Origin of the sequence: Pelistega ratti (assembly GCF_009833965.1) — a bacterium.
Lineage (GTDB): Bacteria > Pseudomonadota > Gammaproteobacteria > Burkholderiales > Burkholderiaceae_B > Taylorella > Taylorella ratti.
Window position 1 is genome coordinate 517,577 of the sequence record NZ_CP047165.1, and the last position, 18,219, is coordinate 535,795.

Here is an 18,219-nt window from a genome sequence, read left to right on the forward strand (position 1 = left end):
CTTTGATAAATAATGTTATTCAAATGCTTTCATCTGTTCTGCGGATGGTGTTGGCAAAGAATTAATCCAAGCACTGACAATATTTTCTTGTCCAGGAATATCAATCATTCCTCTTTCCTGATTGACTTTCTGTTCACCTTTTTCTTTATTAACCGCTAAATTAGGTAACTTTCTATGACCTTGATCACCATAGACAACGGCTGGTTTTTTCTTGATTGTCGGTGGTGGTGTTGCAATCCCTAGGATAGTTGCTAAATCCCCTCTGACTGCTTTATGAGAAGATTTATCATCTGTCGGATTACGAAGTAAAGCCGTAATTGTACCCGCCTGTCTAGCCGCGACTAATTTAGCGGCTTCTTCTGGTGCGGTATCTAGTGTTACGGTAGAAAAAGTGTTTTCCTCTCCCTCTTCATTATGACGACTTTGCTTACCTGTTGCCATCACTAAAACCCCTTGTAATAAGGGTGCTGTTATTTGACGTTGCCGATATTCAAATGATACATACAAATCAATTAAATCACCTGGTACTAACATTCCTGACACAGAATTAATACTATCAACAGGCATCGTAATCGCCCGGCGACCTATATTAATCTTTTCAGAAAAGGGTCGTTTACTTACTGTTGCAGTATTTGCCCATAATAAAGGATCTCCTCTTTTTAAGGCTACCGTAATCACTTGCCCTTCAATATGGATAAAATCTTCTGGTGTTAAGCTACCACTTAACACCCATTCTCGTGGTATTTCTCTTACTGCTACATGAGTAGATTCTATTTTTGTCCCTACAGGTAAATCATAAGCAGCAACGATACGAGATACCATCTCTACTTTTGACTTATCCTCTATCTCTTGAATACGTTCATGTATATATTGTTGTGCAGAAAAGGCGGCAAATATCCCTGCAGCAACAGCTAAACCAATCAGAATAATTGTTTTTCTATTCAATTTAATACGCATACTATTACCTCTCACTTAATGATTTGTTGATATTCTTTTTTTGACAAGATACAGACTAGTAGTACCATTAATCTGTGCAATGTAGTACATCAATTGCTCTTGTGATTTTTGCCAAGTAGATAAAGGAGAATCTGATGATATTACTTGTTCCCACTGATGTTGCTGTAATTGTTCTTGCATAAAATGATTAGCCTCTTCAACAGAAAACGGTAGGGTATAAATCCACTGATGAATGACTTCTGGTTTTTGTTGTTCAATATCCAGTAACACCACCGCTTGATCTGGCAACCATAATAGCGGCATCATTATTGGTTTCATTTTTTTGTTACTAAATAAACTCAGACTTCCTGAATATGCTTGCTGATGATGTCGCTTAATCCAGAGTATGGCTTGCGCATCCTTAATCTCTGCTTGTAAATATAATTGCTGCGGCAAAATATTAATTTGTGTAAAGGGGTGCTTACCTTTTTCAAAAAAACGTAATAAACGATCAAATCCACTCTTTTCATCAAATAGCCATACCGCTGTTGGCAAACCAAAAACAGTATTTTCTTGCCATAATACCGTATGCGATAAGGAAAGTTGTTGCAATAATTGTTCACCCTGTTGTCGTAATAAAGTAGCAGTATCACTGGGGTTATACCCTATGTTCTGCATATCTCCATTATGTACAGATATATAGTGCTTTTGCTCATATCTATCTGTATCAGTAGCACTAGTTATCAGTGTATTTGCCATTAAAACCTTACCCCATAATAGTAAAAAAATAATAAGTATTGGCATATCAAGGCCTTTCTTTTAAATGATGCTTAGGTAATTTACCCGTCCAAGGCAATAACCAATCAAAAACTGGCTTAGCTCGATTAAAACCAGCATCAACAGGTTCAGCATAACGCTGAATATGTTCACCCAGTGCATAAGAAGATTTCGCTACATCATGCCATGCGAGAGCAGATTCTCCTGTACGTTTATGTGCTGTCGTGTCTGAATCTGAATGCCCTGCATCTTGTAAAATTGACAGATGACGTTGAAGTCGTATAGTTTGTTGGTCAAAAAATCCTAAATATAATCCCAGTGCAGTAGAGGCTTTGCCTATTTGGGTATAACGTGGTTGAACGGTTACATCTACTCGGACTATACCTTTATCCTGTAACTGCCAACCCTCTCTTAGTGCTTTCGCTTGCCCTACCTGCATACCCGCTTGCCTATCATCACCCAATTGTTCGGTTTGATTCGACTGTATCTCAACATCCTCCGCATTTACTATGCGATGATGTTGCCTATCTCGCCATTGGTGTGTTTTCCCCAGAAAAAATTTCTGTTTTATATCTTCTTGATTTAACATAGTGATAGTTCTTGTTAATTGAAATCCACCATAACGACTAGCATTTTGCTGCTGTAAACTAATATCTATTAAGCGACCCAACCAAGGAATAGCAATAAAAAACTTAATAGCACCAACATCAATACTAAAGACTCTGCTAAAGCCTGTCCCTTTTGATGGTTTACCTTTTTAGTCATTTACTTACCCCTTACCTGCAAATTACTTACTCTGGTAAACTCACTAAGCGAGCTTTCCAATAGGGATGCCAAAAATTTGCCATTTCTTTTTTTCTATCTCGCCGTAATGTAGGGCGTTCAAAAAAAGTTTCTGCTGCTCCTTTTATAGTGAGAGTATGATCAAGTACATCTTTTTGTTTTACACTTAAAACAAATAACAAATTATCTTGTTTATTAGCATTTTTTATATCGACATAAGGGACTAAACCACCACCTGCCCAACGATGTCGTTCACTCACGGCTTTAGAATTAGCCAAAGGATTAGACGAACCTGAAAGAATATTCCATGATGTCGCATTATTAACCCATCGCCAAAAGTCCTCACTTGAAAAATCATCTGGTGGATTTTGTGTATATTCAATATCCTCTGGTACAGAGTCTGATTGCCCTGGTACCCATCCCCAGCCCATAGGATATTCTCGATAATAGCAACCAATCCATCTATTTGACCGCAACGCATGATAGGACTGTGTATCCATAGACTGCCAATTTCCTTGATCATTTAAAATAGTATGCCCCCTACGGCGTAACTCATGCCGTTTATGTGGGCAACGGCGACTAACAGGGAGTAAGCTTTTTTTCGTATAATTACGTTCCCCTAAAAACTGATAAATACGGGCAACATCACTAATTAAGGAACGATAATTTGCTCTAGGTTTAAATAAAGCACTAAGTTTTTCTTTGGTATGATTATCAACTGCCCAAATAATATCTATACCCTTTTGAGAAGAGGCTTGTGTTTCTTCATAAGGACGAATATAGTGTTCTGTAGAAAGTAAATCCTTATTTGTTGAAGAAAACGTTGATTCTTGAAGAATATTTTTATGTGGATAATTACTTTCCAGAATTTTCTGAATTATTTTATCCCTTGATGTTTCTAATGTACGGTGAATAGCATAGCTTACTTTTGCTAATACTTTTTCCACAATTTCATCATGTTTAGCAAACTGTTGATGGAGTATATTTTGCTGATGTGCAATAGAGGATAATGCCATCGCTCTACTAGAGGATAGATAGGCTTTACCATGTGAAGCCCCAAAATGTGTAGCAATTACCCATGAAGGCGGATTTCTTCGTGATAAAGATCGAGCTTCTGTACTTGCCCACTTTGCCCAAGAACCCAAGGTAACTAAATGTGCCATTGCCATTTGATGTGCAACTTGAGCAATATTAATATAGGCTTGCATATTGAATGCTCGTGCCTGTATTAACGCACCCGAATAAGCTGCCGCATCCACTGCATTGGTTTGACGGAGTTTTTCACCCATTAATCGCCCATTGGAATACATTCCCAATAAGGCAAGGATAAGAATTGCCATCAATGATAACCCCAGTACAAGAGATTGCCCTTTATGCAAATGGATACGGCTTGTACACATCACCTATTCCCCAGCAGAAGCATTACCCGTAAAGCTCTTTAAGGATTTTGCTGCGGTTTGTGCAGAAGCATTCTGTGCGGCAGACTGTGCATTTTGAGACTCAGCAGAACCATCTTCACCCGCCAGTTCTTTTGCCATAGCTGCCGTTTGTGATCGAACAACCTGACCAAATAATTGATAAACACCGATTGCTGCGATGGCAACCAGAGCAACAACAATAATATATTCTGTCATGCCTTGTCCCAATCGCTGTTTAAGGGATTTCAAACGTTTAATATTCATAAAAACTCCTTATATCAAAGAGTTTTTAGTATCTATGTTTTCTTTCTTAAAAACTATCCTCTAAAATGAGATTAGCTTGTTTTATCCTAGTAATTTTTGGGGTAATCATATTGAATTTGTTCTATTTTATTCAGTAAATATTTTTATTTTTTCGTGTTGTTTTATGGTGAAAGATAAAATAAAGTTATTTTTTAATTAGGCGAGAAAGTAGAAGTTATCATTAATTTTTAAGATAAATATACATAAATCTACCTTAAATTTTTATAGGATAGTATGATAGCAAATATTACATTGATTTTATTTTTATTACATTAGGGAGAGCATATAATGAATAAAACAAAGACTCTATTTTACGCCGTTCTTTTTGGTTTATCTACCTTAATTATCCATACGCTTACATACGCAGCTCAGCCACATAAAAAAGAATATATTTCACAAATTCAACCTGCTGTTAATGCCTATCAAAGGGGTAATTATCAAAAGGCTTTCCAGCTATTACTACCTTTAGCAAAACAAGGTAATTATCCTGCACAATCTATTCTGGCTCAATTATATTATGAAGGAAAAGGTGTCAGACAAGACTATCAACAAGCCTTTGAATGGATACAAAAAGCAGCAATGCATGGTGATTCAGAGGATCAATATAAGCTAGCACTGCTATATCTTAATGGTCAAGGTATAAAACAAGATTACCATCAAGCCTTTCAATGGTTTCAAAAAGCAGCTGAACAAGGTGATGCAATGGCACAGCATAATATAGGTGTTATGTATGAGGATGGTCAAGGTGTCAAACAAAATCTTCAAAAAGCGATTGAATGGTATCAAAAAGCCGCCAAGCAAGGGGATATAAGATCACAATATAATTTAGGATATCTATACGAAAACGGAAAAGGCGTTAAACAAGATTATCATCAAGCGTTTATGTGGTATCAGAAAGCGGCTGATCAAGGTGATCCAATGGCACAAAATAACTTGGGATATCTATATAACCAAGGGCAAGGTGTAAAACAAGATTACCATCAAGCCTTTAAATGGTATCAAAAAGCTGCTAAACAAGGTAATGCAGAAGCACAAACAAATTTAGGCTCAATGTATTTTAGAGGTGACAGCATTAAAAAAGATATAGAAAAAGCTAAACATTGGTTTGGAAAAGCATGTGAAAATAGTATTCAGATAGCTTGTGATAATTATCGTATATTAAATGAAAAACGATAGTCTATAGAAAATATTTAATAAGAAAACATAGTATGAAATTAACAAAGAAGCTATTATGCTCTACCCTTTTTATCTTATCTTCCTTACTGATAAGTCCCTTAGGCTATGCTGACGATATACAAAAAATCAGTGAAGAGTATATCCAACAACTTACATCTGCCGTTGAAGCCTATAAAAATAAGGATTATCAAACTGCATTTAAATTATTACTACCTCTGGCAGAAAAAAATCATATAAAAGCTCAATACAGTATAGGAATGTTATATGAGAATGGATTTGGCACTAATCAAGATTACCAAAAGGCAATTCTATGGTATCAAAAAGCCGCTAATCAAGGACATCCAATAGCTCAATATAATTTAGGATATATGTATTATGAAGGGTTAGGTACAGAAAAAGATTATCATCAAGCTCATCAATGGTATCAAAAGGCAGCAAATCAAGAATATGCAGATGCTCAGTATAATTTAGGCATTATGTATGAAAATGGTCAAGGAGTAGCACAAGATTTATATCAAGCCATTCAATGGTTTAAAAAAGCGGCTAATCAAGGACATATAATGGCACAGAATAATTTAGCTCTAATATACACAAGAGGAGAAGGAATACAACAAGACTATCAGCAAGCTTTTAAATGGCTTCAAAAAGCAGCAGAGCAAGGGCATGCACCTGCTCAATATAATTTAGCATAATGTATTATCATGGAAAAAGCATTAAACAAGATTATCTTCAAGCCATTCAATGGTTTAAAAAAGCGGCTAATCAAGGACATATAATGGCACAGAATAATTTAGCTCTAATATACACAAGAGGAGAAGGAATACAACAAGACTATCAGCAAGCTTTTAAATGGCTTCAAAAAGCAGCAGAGCAAGGGCATGCACCTGCTCAATATAATTTAGCATTAATGTATTATCATGGAAAAAGCATTAAACAAGATTATCTTCAAGCTATTCAATGGTTTGAAAAAGCCGCTAATCAAGGGGGTGCCTTTGCTCAATATAATCTAGGAGTTATTTATGCTAATGGAGAAGGTATTCAACAAGATTATTATCAAGCAATGAAATGGTTTCAAAAAGCATGTGAAAATGGCATTCAAATGGCTTGTGATAATTACCGTGTGCTAGAAACAGCACAATAATTTATAGTATACTTTTAAAGCTTCAACAGAAAAACCATAGAATGAAATTAACAAAAGCACTTTTTTACTCTACTCTCTTAGTTTTTTCTACATTAACGCTAAATACAACTATTTATGCAGAAAACTCTCAGCAATATAGTGAAGAATATATTCAACAACAAATCAAAAAAGCCTTTGATGCATATGAGAAAGAAGACTATCAAACTATGCTTGACATATTATTACCTTTAGCAGAACAAGGTGACTCTCTTACACAAGCAATTATTGGTGATATATATCATTATGGAAAAGGTGCAAAACAAGACTACCAACAAGCCTTCCAATGGTATGAAAAAGCAGCTAGACAAGGTAATGCCTATGCACAGCATAATTTAGGATTTATGAAATAATTAATTTTTCTTAAAAATTATAATAACTACACCTGCCAATCAATCGGGGCTTTACCTTGTGCCAGTAAATAATCATTTGTTTTAGAAAAGGGTTTACTACCAAAAAAACCTCGATAAGCCGATAAGGGTGATGGGTGAGTGCTTCGTAACACTAGGTGTTTCTGCGTATCAATAAAAGCCCCTTTTCGCTGAGCATAGCTACCCCATAGGATAAATACTAAGCCCTCTCGCTCTTCATTTAAGACTTTTATCACATTATCCGTAAAGGTTTCCCACCCCCAACCAGCATGAGCATTAGCTTGTCCAGCCTGTACAGTTAAAACCGCATTTAATAATAAAACACCTTGTTCTGCCCATTTGGATAAGCAACCATGTGTTGGTAGATAAAAATGGGGAATATCGTTTTCTAATTCTTTATAAATATTCTTCAATGAGGGAGGAATATCAATCCCCTCTCTAACTGAAAAAGCCAAGCCATGCGCTTGTCCTACCCCATGATAAGGGTCTTGCCCTAAAATAACGACTTTAACCTGATTAAACTCAGTTAGACGAAAAGCATTAAAGACATCCGCTTCTGGGGGGTAAATTGTATATCGCTCTCGTGCTTGCTTTACTCTTTGCATTACCTGAATAAAATAATCTTTTGTCTTTTCTTCCCCTATTGCTTCTCGCCATGTTTGCATCATCATTTCCACTATTCATTAAAAGTTATACTATGCTATATCATACCCGATTAAGCCTAGTAGGGTACTAGAAAACACTATTCTTATATCGTTAATATTTTTGTTAGTGTGAAACCTGTATCATCTCCACTTTCATAGTGATTAACATCATCTATCAAGCCGTTAAATTTTTAAACAAATCCATAATTTCATGTAAAATATCAGTTCTACTGATAAGCTCGGAATATAAGGATACCTATGATCACTCTTTATCATATCAATACAGTAAATGCTTATAAAATCATCTATTTACTAGAAGAATTACAGCTCACTTATCATATTAGTAATGAACAAACCCTACCCGAAACAGTCAATATTCCCTGTTATCAAACACAAGCTATTCTTATTGAGCATCAGCATACCATTGTTGGTTTCTTGGCTATTACCGATTACTTGCTTAATCAATACGATAGAAAGGGATTAAGACCCCCTATTACCTCTACCGCTTACCTTACTTACCAACAATGGAATAGCTATATTGAAACCGTACTACAACCACTATTACTCCAATATGAAGCAGGTAAAAAACTTGCCAATGCAAGAGTGCCTTTCTTTGCCCGTTCTATTATCAAAAAGACCGTTTCTAGTACACTACAGCACCCTATTGAAACTGAATTTGAACAACACCTTAATTATATTGAACAGCATTTGAGCCAATATCGTTGGGTCTGTGATAATTATTTCTCTTTAATTGATATTCAGCTAAGTGAGGTACTTGATGCTGTACCACAATGGATTCAAGAAGAAAAACACCCTAATATCATTCATTTCCTCAATAGCATGAAAGAAAGACCTGCTTATAGTACGACAAAGGATAAACTTTCTTTCAGTACCCACATTAATAATGAAGAAACGATCGAGCAAGCATAGTTTTTAAAATAGCTATAAAAAGTACATAAAAATACTTTTATTTAGGTAATATATCCGTTATGGTGAAAAGAGAGGAAACAGTAACGGATAAGCTTAGTTTTCTAGGGTAAAAATCGGTTGAATAGCTACATACTTACTATATGTTATAGTCTTAATTTTATGTAACAAGATAGATATAAATTATTTTTTATTTTAGATAGATCAAAGCTAAAACACTCTATTTCTTCTTACTCTAACTATTTATCACTTAAAATATTATCTTCTATTATTTTAAAGTTAAACAACAAAAAAGACGAGTATCTCTACTCGTCTTTTTATTCACTATTTTTTTAAGGTTGAACGGTTTTGAAGTAACGGAAGAAATCACTATCTGGATCGACTACTAACAAATCATTTTTACCCGAAAAAACATTTTTATATGCATTCATACTATTGTAAAAACGATAAAAATCAGGATTTTTACTATAAGCATCTGCATAAATTTTAGCAGCAATCGCATCACCCTCACCGCGAATAGCTTGGGCTTTAGCATTGGCTTGTGCTAATACTTCCTGTACTTGGCGGTCTGCATCTGCTCGAATGGTTTCACTTTCAGCCGCACCATTCGCACGAAGACTATTTGCTTCTTGCTTACGTTCTGCTTGCATACGCGTATAAACAGAATCAGAGACCTCTTGTGAGAACTCAATACGTTTTAATCGTACATCGACCACTTGAATACCAAGAGGTTTGGCTCTTGCTTCTACATTTTGAAGGATTTCTGCCATAACAATATCACGCTCTTGCGAAATTACCGCACGCACAGTACGCGTATTAACTGAGGCATTTAAAGCATCACGAATTTGCGCATTTAAACGATTTTGTGCCGCTGTTGCATTCGCACCAAAAGAGATATAAAACTGTCTTGGATCTTGAATACGCCATTTGATATAAGAATCAATAATCAAGTTTTTCTTTTCAGAGGTTTGAATACGCTCTGTATCACCTGATTCAATCGTTTGGATACGCTTATCTAAAAAGACCACATTTTGTAGAGGCGATGGTAATTTAAAATAAAGTCCGGGCTCGGAAATAGTTCTTTGCCACTCCCCTAGTTTAAAGACAACAGCATAATTACGCTCACCCACAATAAAGATAGAAGATGACGCTAGCCAAGCTAATACGGCTAAAACAATAACACCAAACATAGAACGATTCACTTCTTAGCTCCTTATTGTGTTGAACGTGTGCGTGGGAGTGCTTGACGACTATTGCGTGCAGCCTCATTGTTAATCGTAGGTGTCAAACTCACTTCACTTACCGTTGGATTAACAAGACGGTTTTCTGTAGTTGTTGGTGCGGTAGCATGAGGTTGTACCGATGTACTATTCTGTTCGATAATTTTATCAATAGGTAAGTACATCATATTATTGCTATCCTTAGTATCTATCATTACTTTAGAAGCATTACTAAAGACCCCTTCCATTGTCGTAATATACATACGTTCACGTGTAATAGCAGGTGCTTGTGCATATTCTTTCTCAATACTCACAAAACGCTCTGCCGCACCCTGTGCCTGCCCTACGACAGCTGCTTTATAACCCTCAGCATCTTGTAAAATACGAGATGCCTGTCCTCGAGCTTCAGGGATAACTTTGCTCGCATAAGCATTACCTTCATTTTTTTGACGCTCATTATCTTGCCCTGCTTTAATCGCATCTTCAAAGGCTGCCTGAACTTGTTCTGGTGGTTGTACGTTTTGGATAGCAACCGTAATAACCTCTATCCCTGTTTGGTAACGATCAAGAATACTTTGCATTAATTTACGCACATCCGAAGCGGCTTGTGTACGGCTTTCATATAAGATTTTGTTCATTGATTGTTTACCCACGATCTCTCGCATTGCCGTTTCAGCAGCTTGGCGAACAGCTTCATCAGGTAGTACCGTTTTAAAGAGATAATCTGCGGCGGCAGAAGGCTCTCCGCTATTGCCCATATCTGCTTTTAAGCGATATTGAACATCAAACTGCACATCAACGATATTTTCATCTTCTGTTAGCATAAGTGCTTCAGGTAAAACTTTATTACGCGCATTTTCACGATAACCTACTGAAAATGAACGAACCGTTGCCACATCTACCACTTGTACTTTTTCAATAGGTGCAGGGATATGCCATTGGAAACCCGGAGATACTGTACGGTCATATTTACCAAAATGCGTGATAACACCTAATTGTCCTTCTCGAACAATAAAAAAACCACTTGCCAACCAAATCCCTAAAGCAACAACACCAATAGTGACAGCACCAACCTTAAACACTTTAGGAGAAGGCTCTGGTGTACGGCGCCCCCCTCCCTGTTGATTAGGTGATTTTCCTCGACCTCCACCACCAAAAACAGACGAAAGTCGTTTAGAAAAATCGTTAAAAATTTGATCTAAATCAGGGGGTGCATCTTCTTTAGAACGAGGTGGTGGTGTATGCGTATCTTGAGGACGATTGTCCTTATTATTATCCTGATCAGACGGAGGTGACGGATTACCTCGTCCCCAACCAGAATCATTTAAGTTAAAAATGTTCATCATATTCAATGTTAGTATTTCCTAAAATAAGTGTTTTAGCTTCTGCCATTGCTTGGCGTAAACCATCTAAACCTGTTCTTTCCTGTGCACTGACAAAAACACGCTTAATACTACCTGTTTCATCTCTATCGATTTTAGGGTCTAACCCTATTCGATCTATTTTATTGTAAACGAGAATAGTAGGAATGTCTTGAGCCCCGATTTCTTTTAGCACTTTATTCACTTCAAGCAATTGTTCATCACGTTGCGGACTTGATGCATCAATAACATGAAGCAATAAATCCGCATGAACAGTTTCTTCAAGTGTCGCTTTAAATGCAGCAATTAATGTCGTGGGTAAATCACGGATAAAACCTACAGTATCAGATACAGTAATCTGCCCTGCTCCCTCTAGCCAAATACGGCGAGTAGTCGTATCTAATGTTGCAAAGAGTTGATCTGCCGCATAAGCTCCAGCACGTGTTAACGCATTAAAAAGCGTTGATTTACCCGCATTGGTATAACCGACTAATGAGACGGATAAAGTGTTTGAACGCTCACGAGAACGTCTTTGTGTTGCCCGTTGTTTCTCAACTTTGGCAAGACGCTCTTTAAGCGCCCTTACTTTATCGCCAATCATTCGTTTATCCATCTCTAATTGAGATTCACCCGGGCCTCGTAAACCAATACCCCCACGTTGTCGCTCTAAGTGTGTCCATAAACGAGTTAATCGAGTCACAAGATGCTGTAACTGTGCTAATTCAACTTGTAATTTACCTTCATGACTTTTAGCCCGTAGTGCAAAAATATCAAGAATTAACGTTACCCTATCTACAACCCGAATACCAAAAACACGTTCCAGATTACGCTGTTGAGCAGGACTTAGCGGTTGATCAAACAAAATAATATCTGGCTGAGTGCTTTGTATCATTAATGCCACTTCATCAACCTTACCAGATCCAATAAAAAACTTAGCATCAGGACGATCTCTTTTGGCAACAACTGTCGCCACAATCTCTGCTCCTGCACCTGTTGCTAACATCGCAAATTCCTGTGCATGCGCTTGATAATCTATATCGCCAAAATTAACACTAATGACAATTGCTCGCATAATCTTACAAAGCTTCAACAAAGAAAATGCCCGCTCATTCTACAATGAGTAGGCATTTAATGAAAAAGGATTAAAATTTTAGTGAAACCAATAAAATTATTCTTCTTCAGCTGTTTCTGACGGGAAATTCACAGCGCGAGCTGGAACAACTGTAGAAATAGCGTGTTTATAGACCATTTGGGTAACAGTGTTGCGTAATAACACAACATACTGGTCAAAAGACTCAATCTGCCCTTGTAGTTTGATACCATTCACTAAATAGATAGATACAGGTACATGTTCCTTACGTAAAGCATTTAAGAAAGGATCTTGTAGTGATTGCCCTTTAGTACTCATTGATAAAAGCTCCATATTTTAATTTTGTATAAAATAAATTTTAATTTTAAATGAAATAGACTACATCATCTTTTGCAAAAATCAATAATCCATAACTACACTACATCATACCCTTAGAAACGATTTCACACAAGGCATTTACCAATTTTTCGCAATTTTTTTGTGTTCCAATTGTTACACGTAAGAATTGTTCAATCGGTTTTTGCTTGAAATGACGCACTAAAATCCCCTTTTCACGCAAGGAAAATGCGAGTTGTGCTGCTTCTAATTGAGAATGACGCATAAAAATAAAGTTCGTACTAGAAGGCAGTACCTCAAAACCCATTTGTTGTACCGCTTGGCTCAAGTACGTTCGTGAATCTATAATCATCTGACGTGTCTGATTAAAATAGGCTTCATCCTCAAAAGCACCAATAGCACCTGCTTGTGCAATACGGTCAATAGGATAGGAATTAAAGCTATTTTTAACACGAATCAGTGCTTCTATCAAAGAAGCCTGCCCAAATGCAAAACCAACACGGATACCCGCTAAAGAGCGTGATTTAGAGAGGGTTTGAGTTACCAATAAATTAGGGTACTTGGCAATTAATGCAACTGCTGTTTCAGCCCCAAAATCCACATAAGCCTCATCGACAACGATTAAAATATTAGGTTGTGCATTGAGTAACTGCTCTATCTGCGACAAACTAAGTGCTATACCTGTTGGTGCATTAGGATTAGCAAAAATAATGGCACTTACTTCTTCGCTATTAGCTTGAAGGTAAGGATTTAAATCTATTGAATAATCTACCGCAAGAGGTACTTCACGATAGGCTACTTGGTAAAGCTTTGCATAGACAGGATAAAAGCTATAAGTAATGCTAGGAAAAAGAATATGCTTACCCTGATGACAAAATAAACCATGAAAGATATGGGCTAATACTTCATCCGAACCATTTCCCACAAATACTTGTTGCGGTTCAATCGCATAATACTGTGCAACAGCTTCTCGTACAGGAGTCGCCTCTGCATCAGGATATAAGGCTAAAGACCCATAAAGTGCTTTTTCCATCAGCGCAACCGCATGAGGAGAAGGTGGAAAAGGCGATTCATTACTATTTAATTTAATAAATTGCCCTTCTTTGGGTTGCTCTCCAGGAACATAGGGTTGTAGTTCCTTAACAATATCACTCCAGAATTGACTCATTTCTCACTGTCCTTATAGGGATTAGTAGAAGATTTAAATTCAATCCGCATTGGTGTTCCCTCTAACTTAAACACTTTACGGAATCGTGATTCCAAATAGCGTTTATACGAATCATTAATCGCATCTAAGGCATTACCATGAATAATCACTAAAGGTGGATTCTGTCCCCCTTGGTGAGCATAACGCATCTTGGGTCTAAAAATACCTTTACGAGGAGGGGGCTGTTGTTCAACGGCTGCTCGCAATTCTCGTGTTAATTTAGGTGTTGCCAGTTTACGGAAAGCGGCTGCATGTGCTTCATTAACCGATTTTAAGAGAGCTTTAACACCTTGCCCTTTAAGGGCTGAAATATAATGAATCTTAGCGAATGATAAAAACCGCATCTTACGCTCGAATTCTCGTATAATCCAATCCCGTTTATCTTGATCTAAACCGTCCCATTTATTAATAGCAACGACTAATGCACGACCACTCTCCAGAATAAATCCTGCAATATGTGCATCTTGTTCTGAAATTTCACTTTGCGCATCTAAGACAAGCACCACTACATTACACGCTTCAATAGCTTGTAAGGTCTTAATAACTGAAAACTTCTCTATAGACTCAAAAACCTTACCTCGTTTACGCAATCCTGCGGTATCAATAATGGTATATTTTTTGTCGCCTTGTTCAAATTCAATTTCAATGGCATCACGTGTGGTACCGGGCATATCAAAGGCGATAACGCGTTGTTCACCAATTAATGTATTAATCAAAGTAGATTTACCCACATTAGGTCGCCCTACAATGGCTAATTTAATACGGTGATCCGTAAACAACTCTTGAGAAACTTCCTCACCCTCTTCTGTGGCTAAAGCCTGCTCTAGTGCCTCTTCATCCATCTCCGTCATTGAAGTCTCTTCTGACGATTCCACCACAGGATTGACTAAAGAAGCAAGCGCATTTTCAATTAAATCTGCCACACCATCGCCATGCGCAGAAGAAATAGGTACAGGCTCACCTAAACCAAGCTCATGAAACTCAGCCGTTGCTTGTACCTTATTCATCCCTTCTGCTTTATTAACCGCAAGGATAATTTTGGGCCCAGCACGGCGCAGCATAGTCGCAATTTCATGATCATGTGCGTTTACACCTGCTCGTGCATCAACCAAGAAAATAACCACATCTGATTCAGCAATAGCTTGTTCTGTCTGACGTGCCATTTCTTTGAGGATACCTGATTTAACCACAGGTTCAAAACCACCTGTATCAATAACCAAAAAGGGATACGTACCTACTCGCCCTTCACCATAATGACGATCACGCGTTAATCCAGAATAATCTGCCACTAGCGCATTACGCGAACGTGTTAGACGATTAAATAGAGTCGATTTACCCACATTGGGTCGTCCAACCAGTGCGACAACAGGTTTAAATTGTATTTTTTTCACTTAGTTTGCACCAAATAAAACTAATTTACCATCACCTGTCTGAGCAATAATACCCCCAGGGATAGCAATTAGAGGAGAAACAACAGGATCACTATCACCAAGATAGATACGTCCTTCTAATTTACCCGTATTAAAATCATAAAAATGAGCATAACCCTCATAGTCTGCTACAACCGCATGATTGTTATATACGATAGGATTTGTTAAACCACGATTACGCAACGTATTATCTGACCATAACTCTTGACCGTCTTGGCGAGAAAAGGCTTTGACTGAACCATCTGTTTCTGCACCAACAATTGCCGATGGTGTCGCATCAATACCCACTGCGGTTGAAAAGGGTTGTGCCCATTTAGCATTTAACCCTTGTGCCGTTGCTGCATAGCACACAATATTTCCCTGATAACTTGCTAGGCATACTTCGTTACCTAGAACTATAGGTGAGCCAACAACATCGGTAACACCATCTAAATCACTCATTCCCTTAGCTGTCGCAGCGACAACTTCCCAAATGACACGACCACTATTTGTATTTAATGCCACAAGGCGGCCTGTTGGTACAGCTGCCAATACGGTTTGTGCATCAGCAAATACCATACGAGAATTTGTTTTTAATGATAAGTCTGGATTTTTACGGATATAACTCCATAATAATGCACCATCAGCAAGGTTATAGCCTTGTACTCTAAAATCATCTGATCGTACTACCACTACCCCTGAAGCAATAGCTGCAGGCGTACTTGATGTGGTTGAAGCCGTATTATCCCATAAGGTTTTACCTGTTGCTGCTTCTAATGCCAATACATGACCATCTCGTGTTGTCACAACAACAACACCCTCATTGACACCAACACCTGCAGCCAAATCACGGTCTAAATCAATACGCCAAACGATTGCCCCATTACTCGCATTGACACGAGCAACTTGTCCATCTGGTGTAGCAGCATATACAGAACCATCAAAAAAGGCAGGTGTAAAACCATATCCACTACCATTACCGATAGAAATAGACCAATTAATACGTGGCGTAACAGTCGCGGTATAATCGGTTAAATCAACTGGTTCAAAACGCTCATCAGCACTAAAGATACTGCAAGCGGATAAGACAACCGAAGCACCTAGTGCTAATGCCCATGTTTTTATCTGACGTGATTTCATTTGATTACTCTCCACCCAAAACATTTAACTTCATTTGAATTAAACGAACAAAATTTTGATCAATATCTTTATCATTCAACGCTTCTTTCCATGCTTTTACTGCACCAGCTTTATCCCCTTTAGCGAATAAAATATCGCCCTGACGGTCTAAAAAAGCAGCAACAAAATGTTCAGCAGGTTTACTTACCTGTGCAAAAGCCTCATCGAATTTTTCTTGATCCATTAAAATAGCCGATAATTGTAAGCGAGCTACTGGAAGTATTTCTGTTTCTTTACTTTCATCAATAATCCATTGTACCGCTTGTTGTGCGGCGGCCAAATCATTTTGTTGGATAAAATATTTAGAAGCAACAAGACTGGCACGTGCAGGATAAGCAGTACCCACATAATCTTTTTGTAGCACAGCTAATGCTTCTTGAATACGAAGTTTATCATTGGCATCTGGATTGGTTTTACTAGTGCTTGCATACACGATGTCGTAGTACCCCAATGCTTGATTTGCTTTACTATTTTGGTACCATTGCCATGCATAATAACCTGCTATACATAATAAGATAACAATTAAAATACCTGTCACTAAACCGCCAAATCTATTCCACCAAGCCTTAACCTGATCAATCTTTTCCTGTTCTTCTAAATCAAATGCCATAATATATTAAATCCTTTGTTGTAATACGGTAATTATATTCTCTTGAGCAACTGTTATTTGCTCTGACATCATACCATTATCTGTACGCAATGGCTTAATTCCTATCGTTCCATCTTGAATTTCTGACTCACCTAGGACTAAAGCGATTTTAGCACCACTACTATCCGCTCGTTTAAACTGATTCTTAAAGGCACTACTCCCTGCATGTGTCAATACGCGCCAACCTTGATCTCGGCAGAGTTCGGCAATTTGTAAAGCACGGCGACTTGCCGCCTCCCCTTGATGGATAATATAAATATCCGTTTCACTAGGAGTTTGTTGTTGCGCTGAAAGTTCCATTAACAATAAGAGACGCTCTAAACCAATCGCAAAACCAACAGCAGGTGTAGGTTTACCCCCTAAAAGCTCGCATAAACCATCATAACGACCACCACCACATACGGTTGCTTGTGCACCAAGGCTACCTGTTACCCATTCAAAGACCGTTAAATTGTAGTAATCCAAACCTCGCACTAAGCGTGGATTTACCGTATAAGCAATGCCTGCTTGTTCTAGTCGCGTACAAATTTCCTGAAAATGTGCTTTTGATGCCTCACCTAAGAAATCAAATAATTTAGGTGCATTATTTGCCATTTCTTGCATTGCTGGATTTTTGGTATCTAACACACGCAAAGGATTACTATACATACGGCGTTTACCATCATCATCCAGTATGTCTATATGGGCTTCAAGGTACTTAATCAATGCCTCACGGTGGGCTTTACGCTCTTCAATTTGCCCTAGAGAGTTTAACTCTAAATGAATATCTTTTAATCCTAAAATTTTCCAAAGACGGGCTAGCATAATAATTTGCTCGGCATCAATATCTGGCCCATTAAACCCTAATGCTTCAATAGATAGTTGATGAAACTGACGATACCTACCCTTTTGAGGCCGCTCATGACGAAAAACAGGCCCTATAGAAAATAATCGTTGAGGTCGTTCATACGTTATATTATGTTCAATCGCTGCTCTGATAATACCTGCTGTAAACTCAGGACGCATCGTTAATTGTTCGGTATCTTCTGACATACGGAAAGTGTACATTTCTTTTTCAACAATATCCGTTACCTCACCAATACCCCGTGCAAATAAGCGTGTTTCTTCTAGTATAGGGGTACGCACATTTACATAACCATATTGTGCTAACCATGCTTTTAGGATACTTTCTAATTGCTCCCAACGCCAGCTTTCAGCAGGAAGAATATCATTCATTCCTCGAATAGCCATTACTTTTTTAAAAGATTTACTCATAA

The 18,219-nt window shown here is 37.7% G+C and carries 20 protein-coding genes; 5 read left to right on the plus strand and 15 right to left on the minus strand.

The features are described 5' to 3' along the window. Nucleotides 1-15: 15 nt before the first annotated feature. The 5 genes from cpaB to F9B76_RS02225 all read right to left on the minus strand — a co-directional run bounded on the left by cpaB (nucleotide 16) and on the right by F9B76_RS02225 (nucleotide 4,178). Nucleotides 16-957 (minus strand): Flp pilus assembly protein CpaB, encoded by a 942-nt coding sequence (gene cpaB, locus F9B76_RS02205; RefSeq protein WP_159990619.1) that lies wholly within the window; start codon nucleotides 955-957, stop codon nucleotides 16-18. A 15-nt stretch (nucleotides 958-972) separates the two neighbouring features. Then, complete coding sequence (locus F9B76_RS02210; protein WP_159990620.1) at nucleotides 973-1,740, minus strand: hypothetical protein; 768 nt, start codon at nucleotides 1,738-1,740, stop codon at nucleotides 973-975. Nucleotide 1,741: 1 nt separating this feature from the next. Next, the gene (locus tag F9B76_RS02215; protein ID WP_159990621.1) at nucleotides 1,742-2,302 is read right to left on the minus strand and encodes a pilus assembly protein; all 561 of its coding nucleotides are present in this window, start codon (nucleotides 2,300-2,302) and stop codon (nucleotides 1,742-1,744) included. 202 nt (nucleotides 2,303-2,504) lie between these two features. Further along, nucleotides 2,505-3,896, minus strand: coding sequence for a hypothetical protein (locus tag F9B76_RS02220; protein ID WP_159990622.1), 1,392 nt, complete (start codon nucleotides 3,894-3,896; stop codon nucleotides 2,505-2,507). 3 nt (nucleotides 3,897-3,899) lie between these two features. Next, complete coding sequence (locus F9B76_RS02225) at nucleotides 3,900-4,178, minus strand: hypothetical protein (RefSeq protein WP_159990623.1); 279 nt, start codon at nucleotides 4,176-4,178, stop codon at nucleotides 3,900-3,902. A 327-nt stretch (nucleotides 4,179-4,505) separates the two neighbouring features. On the opposite strand from F9B76_RS02225, the gene F9B76_RS02230 reads away from it, so the two are divergent. Genes F9B76_RS02230 through F9B76_RS02245 form a run of 4 tightly spaced genes read left to right on the plus strand, consistent with a single transcriptional unit; the run spans nucleotide 4,506 to nucleotide 6,923 of the window. After that, nucleotides 4,506-5,393: a tetratricopeptide repeat protein gene (locus tag F9B76_RS02230; RefSeq protein WP_159990624.1), complete on the plus strand. Its 888-nt coding sequence runs from the start codon at nucleotides 4,506-4,508 to the stop codon at nucleotides 5,391-5,393. A 32-nt stretch (nucleotides 5,394-5,425) separates the two neighbouring features. Beyond that, the gene (locus tag F9B76_RS02235; protein ID WP_159990625.1) at nucleotides 5,426-6,085 is read left to right on the plus strand and encodes a tetratricopeptide repeat protein; all 660 of its coding nucleotides are present in this window, start codon (nucleotides 5,426-5,428) and stop codon (nucleotides 6,083-6,085) included. Then, on the plus strand, nucleotides 6,085-6,534 hold the full coding sequence (locus F9B76_RS02240; RefSeq protein ID WP_159990626.1) for a tetratricopeptide repeat protein: 450 nt from the start codon (nucleotides 6,085-6,087) through the stop codon (nucleotides 6,532-6,534). The genes F9B76_RS02235 and F9B76_RS02240 overlap by 1 nt, the downstream gene beginning before the upstream one ends. A 41-nt stretch (nucleotides 6,535-6,575) precedes the next feature. Next, nucleotides 6,576-6,923 (plus strand): tetratricopeptide repeat protein, encoded by a 348-nt coding sequence (locus F9B76_RS02245; protein ID WP_159990627.1) that lies wholly within the window; start codon nucleotides 6,576-6,578, stop codon nucleotides 6,921-6,923. Nucleotides 6,924-6,949: 26 nt separating this feature from the next. On the opposite strand, the gene ung is transcribed toward F9B76_RS02245, so the two are convergent. Further along, entirely contained in the window at nucleotides 6,950-7,606 is a 657-nt protein-coding gene (gene ung / locus F9B76_RS02250; protein WP_159992057.1) for a uracil-DNA glycosylase, read from the minus strand. Nucleotides 7,607-7,843: 237 nt separating this feature from the next. Here ung and F9B76_RS02255 point away from each other — a divergent pair, with 237 nt between their 5' ends. Next, entirely contained in the window at nucleotides 7,844-8,515 is a 672-nt protein-coding gene (locus F9B76_RS02255) for a glutathione S-transferase family protein (RefSeq protein WP_159990628.1), read from the plus strand. A 329-nt stretch (nucleotides 8,516-8,844) separates the two neighbouring features. Here F9B76_RS02255 and hflC read toward each other — a convergent pair whose 3' ends face one another. The 9 genes from hflC to hisS form a co-directional block, all read right to left on the minus strand. Continuing rightward, nucleotides 8,845-9,714 carry a protease modulator HflC gene (gene hflC / locus F9B76_RS02260; RefSeq protein ID WP_159990629.1) on the minus strand — a complete coding sequence of 290 codons (870 nt, stop codon included), beginning with the start codon at nucleotides 9,712-9,714 and terminating at the stop codon, nucleotides 8,845-8,847. Between the two features lie 11 nt (nucleotides 9,715-9,725). Beyond that, nucleotides 9,726-11,078, minus strand: a complete 1,353-nt coding sequence (hflK, locus tag F9B76_RS02265; protein WP_159990630.1) for an FtsH protease activity modulator HflK — start codon at nucleotides 11,076-11,078, stop codon at nucleotides 9,726-9,728. Further along, the gene (gene hflX, locus F9B76_RS02270; RefSeq protein ID WP_159990631.1) at nucleotides 11,062-12,165 is read right to left on the minus strand and encodes a GTPase HflX; all 1,104 of its coding nucleotides are present in this window, start codon (nucleotides 12,163-12,165) and stop codon (nucleotides 11,062-11,064) included. The genes hflK and hflX overlap by 17 nt, the downstream gene beginning before the upstream one ends. A 96-nt stretch (nucleotides 12,166-12,261) precedes the next feature. Further along, nucleotides 12,262-12,501, minus strand: a complete 240-nt coding sequence (gene hfq / locus F9B76_RS02275; protein WP_159990632.1) for an RNA chaperone Hfq — start codon at nucleotides 12,499-12,501, stop codon at nucleotides 12,262-12,264. A gap of 100 nt (nucleotides 12,502-12,601) precedes the next feature. Beyond that, nucleotides 12,602-13,687, minus strand: a complete 1,086-nt coding sequence (hisC, locus tag F9B76_RS02280; protein WP_159990633.1) for a histidinol-phosphate transaminase — start codon at nucleotides 13,685-13,687, stop codon at nucleotides 12,602-12,604. Then, nucleotides 13,684-15,108 carry a ribosome biogenesis GTPase Der gene (gene der, locus F9B76_RS02285; RefSeq protein ID WP_159992058.1) on the minus strand — a complete coding sequence of 475 codons (1,425 nt, stop codon included), beginning with the start codon at nucleotides 15,106-15,108 and terminating at the stop codon, nucleotides 13,684-13,686. The genes hisC and der overlap by 4 nt, the downstream gene beginning before the upstream one ends. A 9-nt stretch (nucleotides 15,109-15,117) precedes the next feature. Then, nucleotides 15,118-16,275, minus strand: coding sequence for an outer membrane protein assembly factor BamB (bamB, locus tag F9B76_RS02290; RefSeq protein WP_159990634.1), 1,158 nt, complete (start codon nucleotides 16,273-16,275; stop codon nucleotides 15,118-15,120). Between the two features lie 4 nt (nucleotides 16,276-16,279). Beyond that, complete coding sequence (locus F9B76_RS02295) at nucleotides 16,280-16,924, minus strand: YfgM family protein (protein ID WP_159990635.1); 645 nt, start codon at nucleotides 16,922-16,924, stop codon at nucleotides 16,280-16,282. 6 nt (nucleotides 16,925-16,930) lie between these two features. After that, nucleotides 16,931-18,217 carry a histidine--tRNA ligase gene (gene hisS, locus F9B76_RS02300; RefSeq protein ID WP_159990636.1) on the minus strand — a complete coding sequence of 429 codons (1,287 nt, stop codon included), beginning with the start codon at nucleotides 18,215-18,217 and terminating at the stop codon, nucleotides 16,931-16,933. Nucleotides 18,218-18,219 lie beyond the last annotated feature (2 nt).